This window comes from Paenibacillus sp. J22P90 (assembly GCF_059692195.1).
In genome coordinates, this window is record NZ_JCAUAY010000008.1 from 178,023 (window position 1) to 192,519 (window position 14,497).

The window sequence follows — 14,497 nt, forward strand, 5'->3', positions numbered from 1 at the left end:
CTCAGCCAATCTATTTGACTATGTGATAAGTCACGCTTAGAACCCCGTTACTGTAGCTCTTCGAATCGATAAGCTTAAGATCCACTGCTTCCTCGATCCCATCGAAAAGCTTCACACCGAGTCCGGCTACAACGGGACAAATATTGAGATGAAGCTCATCCAGCAGCCCTTCGCGCAGCAGCGATTTGACTAAGGCAGGGCTCCCCGGAACCTGAATATTCAAGCCTGGCTGCTGTTTGAGCTTCGTAATTTCCTCCACGAAATCGCCTCTTAGCAACGTCGCTGGCTGCCACTCCAGTTCATCGAGCGTTTGAGACACCACGTATTTCGGGGCATGGTTCAAAAATTTCGCCATCGGCACCTCATCGCTTTGATGCTGCCAGAACTGCGCCAAAAACTGATACGTCTGCGGCCCCAGCAGCACCGCATCCGCCTTAGCCACACCTTCCGCGATCCGCTCCATAATTTCCGCGTTGCCCCATTTCTTCGGGGAGTTCTCCGGCGAGTCGATCACCCCATCCAGTGACATGAACAGTCCTGCTACGATTTTGCGCATCATATCCGCCTCCTTCTTCAGCATCATTCAGGAATACTATATCCAAATTTTAACATAAAAGAGCTTGAATCAAATATTTAATTGCCTATTGCACTCTATATCGCGCGGTGATATACTCATCTCATGATATATCACTAAGTGATACAACGAACCGTGATACAACATACCCTGATATACCCAAAAGGAGATTATATGGATAGCGAAAAGCTCTACCGTCAGTATTTACCCATGTCCGAAACGGCCTATTACATCTTGCTTTCCCTTACTGAGGTTCGACACGGATACGGCATTATTCAGTGGGTTGAGGAGCTTACACAAGGCAGAATCCGCCTGGGCCCTGGAACGATTTATGGCAGTTTATCACGCATGGAGAAAGATCGTTTGATTCAGGCCGTAGCAGAAGAAGAGCGTCGTAAGCTGTACCGCATCACCCCATCTGGTAAAGAACTGCTCAAGCTGGAGATCGCCAGAATTACGGAGCTATACGAAAATGCGAAGAAAGTGGAGGGATCTTTGTATGAATGAGACCAAAAAGGTGTTTAAATGGTGGGATAGTTCACAAGCGGAGACGATTACATCATGGTTGGAGGATATGGAGGCGCAAGGCTGGCACTTACTTCGTGTGAACTGGAATGGTCTGCGATTCCATTTTCAAAAAGGAGCTCCCCGCAAGATGAGCTATTGCGTCGATTACCAAACGAAGGTCGATGCGAATTATGTAGGTATTTTCGAGGATACAGGTTGGGATAAAATTTACAGCGGCGCAGGCTGGTATATCTGGAGACAAACGTATCAGCATACAAAGCCGGAAATTTTCACTGACATTGACTCCATGATCGAGCGGAATAAACGGCTCATCGGTGTATTTACGGCGGTTACTGCCGCGCAAATCCCTATTTTCATGATCAACATAAAAAATACGATCTTTTATCCCTTGCTGATTCTCTATGTGCCAGTTCTTGTCTTGCTAGGCATTAGTCTATACCGTTTAGTTGCTGCCAATAAAAAACTTCAAGCCAAAAAGGACATTCTCTAATCCGCTAGCTGACTAGCTGAATGTCCTCTCCATCACCTTGCATCGTAAGCTGATCCGCACTAGCCAATGGCTCCGTGCTCTCTCAGCATGGCAATCACGGCCGTATGACCTTGCTCTTTGGCTAGATCGATCGCATAAACACCGTCTTCTGACTTCGCATTTACATCCGCACCATGCTCCAGCAATAGCCCAATGATCTGCGTGCTATCCTTATGGAAGGCTGCTACATGTAAACTCGTATGCCCATTGCTATCCGTAATCGTCGGCTTCGCACGGTGAGCGAGCAGCAGTTGTATGACCTCTAGGCTCCGCTCGCCAGCGATGGCTGCGTGCAGCGCCGTATTCGAAGGGATATAGCTGACTCGGGAGTGCGATATGGCATTCACATCAGCCCCATTTTCCAAAAGCAGCTTGACCACTTCTCCCTGACCAAAATGTGCCGCGAAGCCTAACAGGGAAAGTCCGTCACCGTTTTCCGCATTGGCAAGCGAGAGATCTGTGTCCAGGAGATCCTTTACTCGATTTACATCGCCCGTGCGTGCTGCTGTGAATACATCGTTGATCATGTAGGGGTGACCTCCTCTAACTTGTATATATTCACAATTCGGCGAAATCTAGGATTTTCCTTTATCCTCTGTGAAATAAATCGTACCTAGACGGAGTGCAAAAAAAGGACCCAGCAACTTCGCTGCAAGCCTCTATGCTATTGGTTATACGGGGTTAGCCCTAAACTAAACGACCGATATACATCAATTCTTTTGCTTCGGTTTGATCCTCAGATCCGTCGATAATCCGCCCCACATCCTGCAGCGTTTCCTGCAAAGAAACCGTCACACCAGCTACACCTGTCATTGCTTCTGCTACATAAAAAGGTTGTGTGAGATAGGCTTCTAAGCGTTCGCCACGCTGAAAAGTTTGGACCTCAGAAGTCGGCAGTCCTGCCAAGCCATGTACTTGCACTAAGAAGCGTAATTCTTTATAGCGACGCAGCAGCTTCTTTGCCTTTTGTGCGACGGATAGGTGAAGTGCATCTGTGTAGGATCCCTCGATAATTTCGGAGGTAGACAGCACTGGACTCACTGCAGGGTAAATGTGCCGGGCTGCTAAGTCCGCATCAAATTGCCAGAGCGTTTCGAGCGGTCCATAAGGCAAATCCTCATCGACTGCTTCACCTTTCAGATCAACGAGCAACGTTGTCATAGACTGCATACCTACATCCTGAAGTCGGTCCTGCAGCTGATAGAGCTCATTACTGAGCACATGCGAGCGGTCCGCAGCAAGAATGACGTCACGCGTAGCACCGAACTTACTTAACTGCTGGAAGGCTTCCTCTACGCTGCCGCAAATGACATCCACATCACTTGTCACATCTTCGATTTCGGGGTGCTCACCTTCAGGCGTAAGAAGAATGGTTGCGTAGCCTTGCTTTTTCAAAAGATGTAAGAGTTCTGCAAGAATCACTAATTGCCCCATTTTCGGACGAGCGACTAGCCCTGTTGTGCCTCCTTTTGCTAATGGTGCGAACAGATCTAAGGTCTTAATACCGGTTTCGATCATCTCGAATCTCTCCCCAACTAGAATAAGTTCATCCAAGCTACAATTCGCCAAGGAAGCCAATGCGACAAGTGTTCGGACCTCAGCGCGGCCTACAGGTATTTTACCTGTGCACAGATTTGAAACTGTTGCAGAACGTAATCCTACCGCCCGAGCAGCACTCGTCAAATTAGGAACACGCCGACGAAGCAAGGGTACATTCAATCGAATATCATCCAATAGACTCAACCTCCTTACTTTTAAGAGTAATATAAATTACTTTCAAATGCAAACAAAATTACTCTGGAAATAAAAAAAGTTACTCTTTAGAGTAACTTTTCATTTAGAGATTAACTTTTCTTACACCGACTCCGCACCTCATGCAGATAGGCAAGCACATTTCGTTCTTCTGAGTGAACGTAGGCAAAATCCAGCTGCGCAGCCACCTCTTGAGCCGTTTCACTAAACAGGTCACTCATCTCAAAAACAGCATCCCAAATGTTCTCGTAATCAGCATCCGAATAGGTCGCTTTAAACGCCTGCCATTCGTCAGCAGTCAGGTAATTTTGAAGGTACTTGCCACACTTGCCAGCACTCATCGTAAAATCAGAACGCATCGCTATTTTCCACTCGAGCATCTGGATGAGCACATTGCGGTTGATTTGCTCATGCATAAACATGGTATAGCTCAACTCTTCACGCCAAAGCCCCTTCGCGATATTCAAGCAAATCCACCAGAACTCATTGCATGCCCCTTGAAAAAGCTTCTCCGTTGGTCTGCGAATATGGTAGTCTCTGTCGCTAGATTCAGGAATCTGGCCTAGAGCACCGTCTTTATCTAAAAGCAGCACACTCAGGCTGCTTGGCTCCATCAACTGCTGGCGCTGCGCCAAAGGGATCAGTGTGAGATCGATTCGATTCCCATCTTGGAATTGCATGAGATACACGATACGCTCCGTAGGCTCTGTCGGGTACAGTTCGTTATCATCCGGCATCTGCATGATAAGCCGCTCTCCGAACCGATCGATCCAGCTGGGATCCAATCGAAAAGAACCCGTTTCCTGCACGAAATACACAATATCGTAATCCTGAAAATCATCTCGAGGCACATTAGGATTCGTACGCGATCCGTTCATCATCACCGCGCGGATGCGCTCATCATTTCTTGCTGTATCTAGGATTAAGGACATCATTTCTTGTTCACTGCGCATGGGCGAGTCGTCTCCTTTGTAACGCTAATGATGACCTACTTCGCCCCTGGAGGTTCCTACTCCTGTTTTATAGCTTGAACTTACCGACGGCTTGCTGCAGCCTGAGTGACATACCGTTCAAGTCGTTCGCGAAAGCGGCGACTTCTTGCAGCGCTGCAAGCTGCTCCTCGGCGCTCCCCGCTACATTCTGAGCAGCTAGGGTAGATTGCTGTGCAATATTAGCCGATTCGATCACCGAAGCCGTCACTTGCTCGGATCCAGCGGACATCTCTTCAGCCACGGCAGATACATCACGGATCTGATCGGCCACCTGATCAATCGCCTGCAGGATTAATTGAAAGGATTCACCAGCCTCATGCACGACGACAATCCCCGTATGTACCTCTCTCGTTCCCTCATTCATTGCAGCGACAGCTAACTGCGTCCCCTGCTGGATTTGCTCAATCAACCCGATAATCTGATTAGCTGAACTGCCTGATTGTTCGGCTAGCTTCCTTACTTCACCGGCAACAACGGCAAAGCCGCGACCGTGTTCTCCCGCACGAGCCGCTTCGATAGCTGCATTGAGCGCGAGCAGATTCGTCTGGGTAGCGATACTGGAAATCACACTCACAATGCCGCCGATTTCTTTGGATTGCTTGTCGAGCTTCTGTACCATGGAGGCTGTACGATCGACTGTAGCCCGAATGGATTCCATCTGACGAATGACTTGCTGCAGGGATACGTTGCCATTCCTTGCTTTCTCCGAGGCATCCGTTGAAACTTCCGATACGGTAGAAGACGTTTCTGCAATCCGTTGTATGCCTACGGACATCTCCTCCATCGCACGTGCGCTTTCCTTGGAAGTTATGCCCTGAGCTTCAGCCCCTCGCGCGACTGCCTGGATGGAAGCCGCGATCTCGTTCGAAGCCGCTGAGGTTTCTTCTGCGCTTGCCGAAAGCTGCTTCGAAGAAGCTGCCACACCATGCGAACTTGCATTCACCTCTCTAATCAGCTCTTGCAAATTAAGAATCATTCGATTAAAGCTATCGGTTAATTTTCCGATTTCATCCTTACTACGACTTTTGATCGTGCGTGTTAAATCGCCTTCAGCAATACTTTGGGCTACATTCATCAACACATTGATAGGTCCAATGATGATTTTACTAAGCAGCAAGGCTATACCTATGCCAAGTAAAATATCGATCAAACAGGCTATTACGAGTGTCGTTTTGACCGAAACAATTTGCTCAGTTAAATAATCTCTAGATTCCTTAGATTCTTGATTGAAGCTATCAATATATTGATCGGCCACGGTATAGATCGTTTGTTTGAATTCGTCCGTCTGATCATCGGCTTTCTTATTTTCTTCGCGAAGCTGCGCGGCCGTTAGTTTACTGCTTCTATTATAAATATCCATAACCACATCAAACGATTTGATAAAACCCTCACTGGCGGTTCGCAAACTTGCAGCCAACTCTTTCTCCTTCGGGCTGTCCGATTGTAGGGCAATGAATTCGATGAATTGTTTGAATTTCACTTCGTTTTCCTTGTACTCTTTCGCTGCTTCATCACTTTGATTGATAATGACATCGGCTTGATTACTATACAGAATACCTACATAGTTCTTAAGCTCGTAAGCTGCCTTTACCTCCGCATTGCGCTCCGTTTCCTGATTCAGTGCACTTTGGACATCAGATAGTTTCAAATAATTGTTCACTGCACCTCCCGTAAATAACAAAATAACTAAGAGCATGCCAGAAAGAAGCTTCGTTTTTAATGACCAATTTTTAAACATGACAAGCCCCCCTTCTTATCGACAATTTTCGAGACTACCCTATATATATCGACATCTGCAAATGAAAAAGTAAGGGGTCGTGTTATATTCCATACCATGACAAAAAAGGCTACTCTCGGAAGAGTAGCCCTATCACTGCAAATAAACCAAACACCGTTAACATCGCACCAGAGATGCGATTAATCCATAAGAACGCCGCTCCTTTGAGCCGATCTCGCAGCAGTCCAACCAACAAGCTGAGCAGCATCCACCACAGCGCGGAGCCTGTGAAGACACCGATCACCAAGGCGATGGCAGGCGTGAAACCTGCATCCGCACCACCGCCAAGCCCAAGACCCGCGAAGGCGCCGACGAACGACATGATCGTCATCGGGTTCGTAATCGTGAGCAGCAAGGTCGACGCGTACGATTTGAACAGCGTGTCACCTGTCGCTTTCGCAGCTTCGGCAGCAGGCTTAGAGCGAAAGGTTTGCACGCCCAAATAGACGAGGAACAGACCTCCGACCAGCTGCAGGATCACCTTTTGATCTAATAGAAAGCTCGTAATCAGCGTCAAGCCGAACCCGGCGATGAAGCCATAGATTGCATCCGCTGTAGCGGCGCCAAGCCCAGATAAAAAGCCGTGCAAGCGGCCTAACGTCAACGTCCGACGCATGCACAGGATTCCAATAGGACCAACAGGTGCCGCGATGGAGAAACCTAACAAAAGGCCTTTAAGTAAGGGAATCAGCCACACGTTTTAAAACACCTGCTCACCGTCATACGTAGCGATTTTCTTGTAAAGATCCGGACGACGATCGCGGAAAATCCCCCACTCGATACGCTGGATTTCCAGCTGATCCAGATCGAACTCGGCAACGAGAACCGTTTCCTCGTCACGCCCAGCTTCCTCCACCAGATTGCCCTGCGGGCCTGCAATGAAAGACGAACCATAGAAGTTGATGCTGGAATCCTCATCTTCTTCCTTGCCAATCCGATTCGATGCGATGACCGGCATCAGGTTGCACGCCGCGTGACCGCGCATGCACATTTGCCAGTGATCCTTCGAATCAATGGAGCCATCCTGCGGCTCTGAACCGATAGCTGTTGGGTAGAACAACAGTTCTGCCCCCATCAGTGCCATTACGCGAGCAGCTTCCGGGTACCACTGATCCCAGCAAACGCCTACGCCGATTTTGGCGTAGCGTGTTTTCCACACCTTGAAGCCGGTATCGCCAGGGTTAAAATAGAATTTCTCTTCATACCCCGGACCGTCGGGGATATGGCTTTTGCGGTACGTGCCGAGAACCGAGCCATCGGCATCAATGACAGCAAGCGAGTTGTAGCGCGCGTAGTTCTTTTTCTCATAAAAGGAGATCGGCAGAACGACGGCAAGCTCTTTAGCGATTTCACGGAAGTGATTAATCGCTTTGTTCGTTTCCAGCTCCGTTGCGAAGCGGTAGTAGTCGGATTTTTCTTTTTGGCAGAAATATGGCGTTTCGAACAGCTCTTGAATCAAAATAATTTGCGCACCCTTGGCCGCGGCTTCACGTACTAATTTTTCCGCCTTAGCAATGTTTGCTTCTATATTGTCAGAACAGCTCATTTGAGTGGCTGCTACAGTCACTTTTCTCAATGGAATCACCCTTTCTTGCTGGCTGGCATTTGCTGCGTCGTGCAGTGAACATTGCCGCCTTCTTTAATGATAGACATGCCGTTAATTGTACGAATTTTACGGTCTGGGAATGCCGCTTGAAGAACTTCAATCGCTTTGCGATCTGTCTCTTCCGCTGTTCCACCAAACACCGGCAAAATAATGCCGCCGTTCACGAAATAAAAATTCAAGTAGCTAAGCGTCAAGCGTTGCTCTTCAAAGAACGTTAGCGGTGGCTGCTCGATTTGAATGATCTCGAAGGAGCGACCTTTGGCATCTGTCGCGCTGCGGAGAATTTCCAAATTCTCCTGCGTAATCGCATAGTTCGCATCCGAAGGATCGTTGCACACTTGCAGAATGATTTTGCCTGGAGCAGCGAAGCAAGCAATATTATCTACGTGACCGTCCGTCTCGTCGCCGTCCAGTCCTTTGTTCAACCAGATGATCTTCTCCACGTTCACGAAATTGCGGACATGCTCCTCAATCTCCTCACGGCTCAGATCCGGGTTGCGGTTCGTGTTCAACAGACATTCTTCTGTAGTCAAAAGCGTACCTTCTCCATCCACGTGGATGGATCCGCCTTCCATAACGAGCGGAGCGTCAAAACGTTTCACACCATGGTGCTCCGCAATTTGCGGGGCTACGTTATCGTCTAGATCCCACGGCGCGTATTTGCCGCCCCATGCGTTGAACTTCCAGTTAACCGCTGCAATTTCTTGCTGCTCGTTCAACACGAATGTTGGACCGTTGTCGCGGAACCACGCATCGTTATGTTGAATTTCAAGGAAATCCACGTTGGACTCGGTGAACATCTCTTTCACTTGTGCTGCATCGGATGGGTTCACAATCACAGTAACTGGCTCAAATTCGGCAATCGCCTTTGCCAAATCTGAGTAGCCTTGAGAAACAACTGCGTGATCCTCCGGGTAAACCATTGACGCTTGAACGGGCCAAGAAATGAAAGTGCGTTCGTGCTCCGTCCATTCTGCTGGCATGCTATAGTTTAAATCTTTTGGTTTTGTCATGAATTCGTCATCTCACTTTATCTTAATTTAGGTAATAATCTCGTAGGAAATTCAAATAAAAAACATCGACTCCCATCATAACTCAAAAGCGGCCAAGGCTCAATGTAAATAGGTAGTTCCATCCCCAAATGTTGTTTCTGACTCTATCAAGACACGAGTAGTCCTTTTTCTACCAGCATATTTTAAGAGTTTTAATCGAACATTAGAAGAGGATTACTTAGATTCTATACCCGAAAGGATGGATTACCTTGGCAACGGTTCTGCATATTACCGCACATCCTCATGATCATCAAACATCTTATAGTATGGCCGTAGGTAAAGCTTTCATCGATGCCTATCGAGAAGCGAACCCTAATGATGAAGTGATCCCTATTGATTTGTATCGTGTCCAAGTCCCGCATATTGATGCGGACGTGTTCAGCGGATGGGGTAAGCTGCGGAGTGGGCAGGATTTTTCCTCATTAACAAGCGAAGAAAGCGCCAAGGTAGGACGAATTAGTGAGCTTACCGAGCAATTTATAGCCGCAGACAAATACGTATTCGTTACCCCGATGTGGAACTTCTCGTTCCCACCTGTGATGAAAGCTTATCTGGATGCTCTTTGTGTGGCAGGCAAAACGTTTAAGTACACCGCAGAAGGTCCAGTCGGCTTACTTTCCGGCAAAAAAGTTCTGCATATCCAAGCCCGCGGCGGCGTGTACTCAGAAGGGCCGGCGGCAGCCATGGAATCTGGTCATCGTTATATCAGCATCATCATGGCCTTCTTCGGTATTCCAGAAACGCAGGGGCTATTTGTTGAGGGTCATAACCAATTCCCTGATAAAGCGCAGGAGATTAAGGCAGAAGCGATTAGTAAGGCGCAGGAGTTGGCGAAGAGTTTTTGAGTGAGGAGCTTGTCCCCCAAAGATGATAGGGTCTTGGGGGACAGCTTTTGTGTAACGGACACAACAGACCCTAATTCGTTCAAAAGTGCCATTGAGTATGGCTAAAGGACATGAAAGTCCCTATTGCTTAATTTGCGCAAACAAATCACACAAATTGCTCAAATAAAGGTCATTGGCGTCCGTTAGGTTGAAAAAAAGTGTATTTTCTAAGGAATACGGTCACTAGTGTCCGTTAAAATAGAAGGTAGTGGGCGGAGAGGCGGCAGATAGCTAAACAGACAGACTGACACTAGTCTCCCCTTTTCCTACGAGATACGGATACGTCAGATATAATCCGCCGACATACAGCAGCACAGCTATGTAAACAGGCAGCAAATGGACAAAATCCGTGTAGCCAATATGTGCATGTACATAAAGCCCCGCCACGAAGCCCGGCAGTCCGCCCCATAGGAACGTCCACCATAGCCAGCCTTCTCCTTGATTCATCCCCCAGAGCGCTGAAGCCGTTATCGCCACAGCCAGTGAGAACAGCGCACCGCCAAAGCCTGCGCGATCATGGGCAATGAGCGGAATAATTGCATCACTCCAAGCAGATAGCTGTGAAGTAGTTACGCCCAAAAAAGCCAAATCACTCGGAACGAATACGCCCGTGATCCCGACGAAGGATATCGTGAGTCCTCCGATCCCCAACCCAAAGCCAAGTACCACGAGGCAGCATTGCCCCCACTGTGCTCTGAGCCAAATGCGATCATTTCGTAATCCTGGCGGTTTACGAGATGGTTGATCCTTTAACCCACGCAGCGTAAGTAAGAACATAGGCAGTAGAACAATCGCTGCTGCCGCATGAAGCGGATCGAAATAACCGTAGCCAAGATAGAGAAAGAAGCTGCAAAAACCGACAACGCAAGAGGATAAGACTGCCGTACGTGCCCAATGCAGCCCGTAACGCAAGCCGTGATGAGCAAGCTGATAATAGAAAATGCCAGTAGAGATCATCGTACCCGCTAAGGTAATGCGATCATGCGACATGAAATGAAGAAGATGGGCGTTGAAACGGTTAATTTCACTGCGTGATCGCCCCAAAAAATCCTCATCATAAGGCAAAAGCACCGTCGTTGCGGCAATAAACCATGCCAGCACACCGCCGATGATCATACCTAATCCCAGCAGGCTCATCCAGCCCCAGTTCGCCCAGAAGGATGGGGCTGGCGAGGATGATGGAGAAGGGACTACTGCAGGAGCGGTGATGCGATCATACAGGATCGCTTCATTAATGCGCTTCGGCAGGCCCGGCCCTGCGTAGACGAGCCCGCTGTGCAGCATGACGCTAGTCGCGCCTGCTTCCAGCAGCGCGAGCGCGTCCTCCGGCTGATGCACGCCGCCGGCCGCGACAATCGCACTGCGCTCGCCCAGCGCCTCGCGCAGCAGCCGGACCTTGCTCAGCTGCGCGCTGAGCAAAGCAGCGCCGCCGCCGACGCGCTCGCAGCGAGAGCCCGGCTCCCGCTGCGCGTCGCCGAGAACGACACCGCTGAAGCTGCGCGCGGTGTCCAAGATCGCATGCAGCTCCCCGGCTGGGAGCTGCTGCGGCACATACAACAGCACCGGCTTCCCCGGTGCTGCCTTCAGTGCCAGCTGGCGCACCTCCGCGAGGTACGCCAAAGCCGTTTCCGATGGCCAGCCTTCGGCGAGGCCATCGAGAGTGAACCCCGCCGCGTACGGCGCCAGCTTGAGGAGCAGCTCCCGCTGCTCTTCAAGCGCTTCGCGCGGCGAACTGCCCGGCATCGGCCGCAGCCGCACGAAGTGCGGCAGACGATGCCCCGTGCCCTTGCGCAGGCGCGCGGCGATCGCGTCCGCGCCGTCGTTTTCGTAGCCATCGGGATAGACGATGGCTTCCTCTTCCAAGACGCGCTCAATTAGCGCGGCACTGCTGACAGCTCGGACCGTCACGGGTCCGAGCTCGATGAACCCGAGCCCGAACTGGGCGAGGGCCTTGTGAGCCGTGCCGTGCGGGTCAAGCGCGCCGCTGAGGCCTACCGGGCAGGCAATCGGCACGCCTGCCAGCTCGCTCGCCAGATGCGGCGACATTTCCATGTGGCCCATCGTGCGAATGACAAAAGTGCCGCCAGGTATGCGGCTTAGCCCGCCAATCGCATGCAGCGTGAGATCTCTGGATCTCCGCCCGCTGTGGCGAAAAAGCAACGGTTTAAATAACGTATGATACGACCAGTCGGGCATAGGCCGCCTCCCTCATTTGGATGTTATATCCAGTATATCGTGTATCCCTCTCGTTGCCCATAGACACACTTTGTTGCGATTCCCTGTGATTCTAATCACAGGGGTGCCCTCCTCTTGTTCGTTATACTAAAGGCATAAAGTCACTCTATTGGAAATGAGATGATCCCTCATGCTAAGCGAACAAACCATCCGCATCATTAAATCCACTGTGCCCGTACTAGAAGTCCATGGTATAGCAATAACCAAACGATTCTACGACCGACTTTTCGCGGCTCATCCAGAGCTATTGAATCTTTTTAATCACGCCAATCAAAAGCAAGGCAGACAGCAATCCGCTCTCGCCAACGCCGTCTACGCAGCAGCCGTGCATATTGATCGGTTGGAAGCCATTCTGCCCGCAGTCAAACAAATCGCGCATAAACATCGCAGTCTAGGCGTCAAACCCGAGCAGTATCCCATCGTCGGGGAGCATTTGCTAGGAGCGATTAAAGAAGTCCTAGGCGATGCCGCTACGGACGAGATTTTGGGGGCATGGGCTGAAGCCTACGGCGTCATCGCAAGTGCCTTCATTAGGATTGAGTCCGATATGTATACGAGTTCCACTTTGCAGCCTGGGGGATGGTCCGATTTCAGACCGTTCATCATCGCTCGAAAAGAACGAGAAAGCGACGTCATCACCTCCTTTTACCTGAAGCCGCAGGATCAAGGGCCTATTGCTGATTTTGCAGCTGGGCAGTATGTCAGTGTTCGCGTTCAAATCCCAGGTGATGGACACACGCATATTCGGCAATACAGCCTCTCTCATGCATCGGGTCAGCCTTTCTACCGGATCTCGGTGAAACGCGAAGACACGAATCCAGCTGTCCCTGCAGGCAAAGTTTCCGTCTATTTGCACAACCAGGTTCAAGAGGGCGATGTCCTCTGGCTTTCCGCGCCAGCAGGTGACTTTACACTAGATGCAGCGGATACAAGACCTATTACACTTCTTAGCGGCGGGGTCGGACTTACCCCAATGGTGAGCATGCTGCATGCAATTGTCACAACGCAGCCGAATCGCAAGGTCACATTTATCCATGCCGCTCAAAATGGGGAGCATCATGCACTCCGTACAGAAGTCGAGCAGCTTGCTAAAGAACACCCTCAAGTCACGATTGCTTGGTGTTATGCACAGCCTACTGAGGTCGATACCCGTGAGCAGGCGTACCACAAAGAGGGCTATCTCGATCTGCCTTGGATCCAAAGTCTTGTGCCGACGGTGGATGGCAGCTTTTACTTCTGCGGACCGTTGCCGTTCATGAAAACAGTCAATCAATCGCTCATCGCGTGGGGCGTTGCGGAGGCGGATCGTCATTACGAATTCTTCGGCCCCGCAGGTGCGCTTTCCTAACATAAAACAGGGAGAAAGAGCTTACTCGCTCTTCCTCCCTGTTTCGCGTTCTCGTAGCAACCGGTTCACGGTTTCTCGGCGAAGCCCTATGAACTGGCCGATTTCCTCTTGCGTCAGCACATCGGTCAGCTTCAAGTTTCCTATGTATTGTTGAAACCATTGTTCCATTTTCAACAGCTTCGCTGCTGGAGCGATTTCCGTCAGTTGATCGATCCGCTGCTGCATCATGCGCAGCTTGTCCTGTAACTGTCGCGCAATCGTGCGATAATGCTCCGGGTTGCGTTCCAATTCCGCGTACCAAGGCTCAGCAGGCAGCACTTCAACGTCACTCGTCACCAACGCAATGGCCGTTGCATAGTAGGCACTCGGACTAATCAGCGAATGATGTGGAATCGTCTCACCCGGCACTATAATATTGACGAGCGTCGTATTTCCGTCTTCATGCGAGCGGACGATTTTCAACAACCCTGAATGCAGCCTGAACAGCGAGCCCGACTCCCCTTGGCGGAATAAGATTTCTCCCTTGTGCAGTTTCATCATTGTTTCTCCTTTATGTGCAAAAAAAGCGACAGCACCTTTGGCTGATCGCTTTTTCATTATCAGGATTTATAGCTCTTTTTTCAACGGTTCAAAAGGTGCACGAACGGACTGGCGTATCTGTGTTAATTTGCCCGACAAGCTTATATACCAATTCAACTGCTCGACCTTGCCAATGAGCCAAATCGAGATCAGCAACCCTGTCAATGACACAAAAACCGCAATCGGCAGCGCCCACATGGAGACAGGATGTGCAAAATACGGGATAAACGAAACAGCCAGAATTGGCGCTGCATTCCATTTGAAAAATTGAATTAAGGTGATCGTCACGAGGGCTGTCAGGAAGAAAGAAACGGCTCCCGTGCTAATGGTATAAAAAAGACTGCCCATCGTAACCGCAATAATGGCCCCGATAATAATCCGGCGTATTTCTCTAATATTGTCTACACGATGCATGAAAAGAAAACTGAATGCGCCCAACGTTGGGTAAAAGACCATCTTCATCGATGGAAAGTGATAGGATGCCCAATAAGCTCCCATCAAATAACAGCAAATCACAAGCGAACGAAGAAACATCGTTGGTTCCCGTCCTTTTCTATATGGGATTCATAAGGCCGTTCACGTTCTAAACCAGACCTTTCCCATTTTACAAAATAGACAGAGATTCAGTCAATAACTTTACA

General features: G+C 49.7%; 15 protein-coding genes. 4 read left to right on the forward strand and 11 right to left on the reverse strand.

Going from position 1 to position 14,497, the window contains the following annotated elements; translation table 11 throughout:
• Positions 1-10: 10 nt before the first annotated feature.
• On the reverse strand, positions 11-556 hold the full coding sequence (locus AC58UX_RS24600; protein WP_497257624.1) for a dihydrofolate reductase family protein: 546 nt from the start codon (positions 554-556) through the stop codon (positions 11-13).
• Positions 557-748: 192 nt separating this feature from the next.
• On the opposite strand from AC58UX_RS24600, the gene AC58UX_RS24605 reads away from it, so the two are divergent.
• Positions 749-1,081, forward strand: coding sequence for a PadR family transcriptional regulator (locus AC58UX_RS24605; RefSeq protein ID WP_497257626.1), 333 nt, complete (start codon positions 749-751; stop codon positions 1,079-1,081).
• Positions 1,074-1,592 (forward strand): DUF2812 domain-containing protein, encoded by a 519-nt coding sequence (locus AC58UX_RS24610; protein WP_497257628.1) that lies wholly within the window; start codon positions 1,074-1,076, stop codon positions 1,590-1,592. The genes AC58UX_RS24605 and AC58UX_RS24610 overlap by 8 nt, the downstream gene beginning before the upstream one ends.
• Positions 1,593-1,651: 59 nt before the next feature.
• On the opposite strand, the gene AC58UX_RS24615 is transcribed toward AC58UX_RS24610, so the two are convergent.
• The 7 genes from AC58UX_RS24615 to AC58UX_RS24645 all read right to left on the reverse strand — a co-directional run bounded on the left by AC58UX_RS24615 (position 1,652) and on the right by AC58UX_RS24645 (position 8,771).
• Positions 1,652-2,158, reverse strand: a complete 507-nt coding sequence (locus AC58UX_RS24615; protein ID WP_497257630.1) for an ankyrin repeat domain-containing protein — start codon at positions 2,156-2,158, stop codon at positions 1,652-1,654.
• 160 nt (positions 2,159-2,318) lie between these two features.
• Entirely contained in the window at positions 2,319-3,365 is a 1,047-nt protein-coding gene (locus tag AC58UX_RS24620) for an ATP synthase beta subunit C-terminal domain-containing protein (protein ID WP_497257632.1), read from the reverse strand.
• A 110-nt stretch (positions 3,366-3,475) separates the two neighbouring features.
• Entirely contained in the window at positions 3,476-4,336 is an 861-nt protein-coding gene (locus tag AC58UX_RS24625; protein WP_497257634.1) for an aminoglycoside 6-adenylyltransferase, read from the reverse strand.
• A 67-nt stretch (positions 4,337-4,403) separates the two neighbouring features.
• Positions 4,404-6,113, reverse strand: coding sequence for a methyl-accepting chemotaxis protein (locus tag AC58UX_RS24630; protein ID WP_497257636.1), 1,710 nt, complete (start codon positions 6,111-6,113; stop codon positions 4,404-4,406).
• Positions 6,114-6,222: 109 nt separating this feature from the next.
• Positions 6,223-6,849, reverse strand: a complete 627-nt coding sequence (locus AC58UX_RS24635; RefSeq protein ID WP_497257638.1) for a LysE family translocator — start codon at positions 6,847-6,849, stop codon at positions 6,223-6,225.
• A gap of 3 nt (positions 6,850-6,852) precedes the next feature.
• A complete protein-coding gene (gene aguB, locus AC58UX_RS24640; protein WP_497257900.1) occupies positions 6,853-7,728 on the reverse strand; it encodes an N-carbamoylputrescine amidase in 876 nt (291 codons plus the stop codon).
• 5 nt (positions 7,729-7,733) lie between these two features.
• The gene (locus AC58UX_RS24645) at positions 7,734-8,771 is read right to left on the reverse strand and encodes an agmatine deiminase family protein (protein WP_497257640.1); all 1,038 of its coding nucleotides are present in this window, start codon (positions 8,769-8,771) and stop codon (positions 7,734-7,736) included.
• A gap of 248 nt (positions 8,772-9,019) precedes the next feature.
• On the opposite strand from AC58UX_RS24645, the gene AC58UX_RS24650 reads away from it, so the two are divergent.
• Entirely contained in the window at positions 9,020-9,655 is a 636-nt protein-coding gene (locus tag AC58UX_RS24650) for an FMN-dependent NADH-azoreductase (protein ID WP_497257642.1), read from the forward strand.
• A gap of 270 nt (positions 9,656-9,925) precedes the next feature.
• On the opposite strand, the gene AC58UX_RS24655 is transcribed toward AC58UX_RS24650, so the two are convergent.
• Complete coding sequence (locus AC58UX_RS24655) at positions 9,926-11,890, reverse strand: dihydroorotate dehydrogenase (RefSeq protein WP_497257643.1); 1,965 nt, start codon at positions 11,888-11,890, stop codon at positions 9,926-9,928.
• Between the two features lie 169 nt (positions 11,891-12,059).
• Between AC58UX_RS24655 and hmpA the strand changes: the two genes are divergently transcribed.
• Positions 12,060-13,277, forward strand: a complete 1,218-nt coding sequence (hmpA, locus tag AC58UX_RS24660) for an NO-inducible flavohemoprotein (RefSeq protein ID WP_497257645.1) — start codon at positions 12,060-12,062, stop codon at positions 13,275-13,277.
• Positions 13,278-13,298: 21 nt separating this feature from the next.
• Here hmpA and AC58UX_RS24665 read toward each other — a convergent pair whose 3' ends face one another.
• A complete protein-coding gene (locus tag AC58UX_RS24665) occupies positions 13,299-13,814 on the reverse strand; it encodes a Crp/Fnr family transcriptional regulator (protein ID WP_497257647.1) in 516 nt (171 codons plus the stop codon).
• A 69-nt stretch (positions 13,815-13,883) separates the two neighbouring features.
• Positions 13,884-14,390 (reverse strand): hypothetical protein, encoded by a 507-nt coding sequence (locus AC58UX_RS24670; RefSeq protein ID WP_497257649.1) that lies wholly within the window; start codon positions 14,388-14,390, stop codon positions 13,884-13,886.
• Between the last annotated feature and the right edge of the window lie 107 nt (positions 14,391-14,497).

Coding starts and splice junctions, on each gene's coding strand:
- AC58UX_RS24600 (WP_497257624.1), bottom strand. CDS start 556: ATGCGCAAAATCGTAGCAGGACTGTTCATGTCACTGGATGGGGTGATC.
- AC58UX_RS24605 (WP_497257626.1), top strand. CDS start 749: ATGGATAGCGAAAAGCTCTACCGTCAGTATTTACCCATGTCCGAAACG.
- AC58UX_RS24610 (WP_497257628.1), top strand. CDS start 1,074: ATGAATGAGACCAAAAAGGTGTTTAAATGGTGGGATAGTTCACAAGCG.
- AC58UX_RS24615 (WP_497257630.1), bottom strand. CDS start 2,158: ATGATCAACGATGTATTCACAGCAGCACGCACGGGCGATGTAAATCGA.
- AC58UX_RS24625 (WP_497257634.1), bottom strand. CDS start 4,336: ATGCGCAGTGAACAAGAAATGATGTCCTTAATCCTAGATACAGCAAGA.
- AC58UX_RS24630 (WP_497257636.1), bottom strand. CDS start 6,113: ATGTTTAAAAATTGGTCATTAAAAACGAAGCTTCTTTCTGGCATGCTC.
- AC58UX_RS24645 (WP_497257640.1), bottom strand. CDS start 8,771: ATGACAAAACCAAAAGATTTAAACTATAGCATGCCAGCAGAATGGACG.
- AC58UX_RS24655 (WP_497257643.1), bottom strand. CDS start 11,890: ATGCCCGACTGGTCGTATCATACGTTATTTAAACCGTTGCTTTTTCGC.
- hmpA (WP_497257645.1), top strand. CDS start 12,060: ATGCTAAGCGAACAAACCATCCGCATCATTAAATCCACTGTGCCCGTA.
- AC58UX_RS24665 (WP_497257647.1), bottom strand. CDS start 13,814: ATGAAACTGCACAAGGGAGAAATCTTATTCCGCCAAGGGGAGTCGGGC.
- AC58UX_RS24670 (WP_497257649.1), bottom strand. CDS start 14,390: ATGTTTCTTCGTTCGCTTGTGATTTGCTGTTATTTGATGGGAGCTTAT.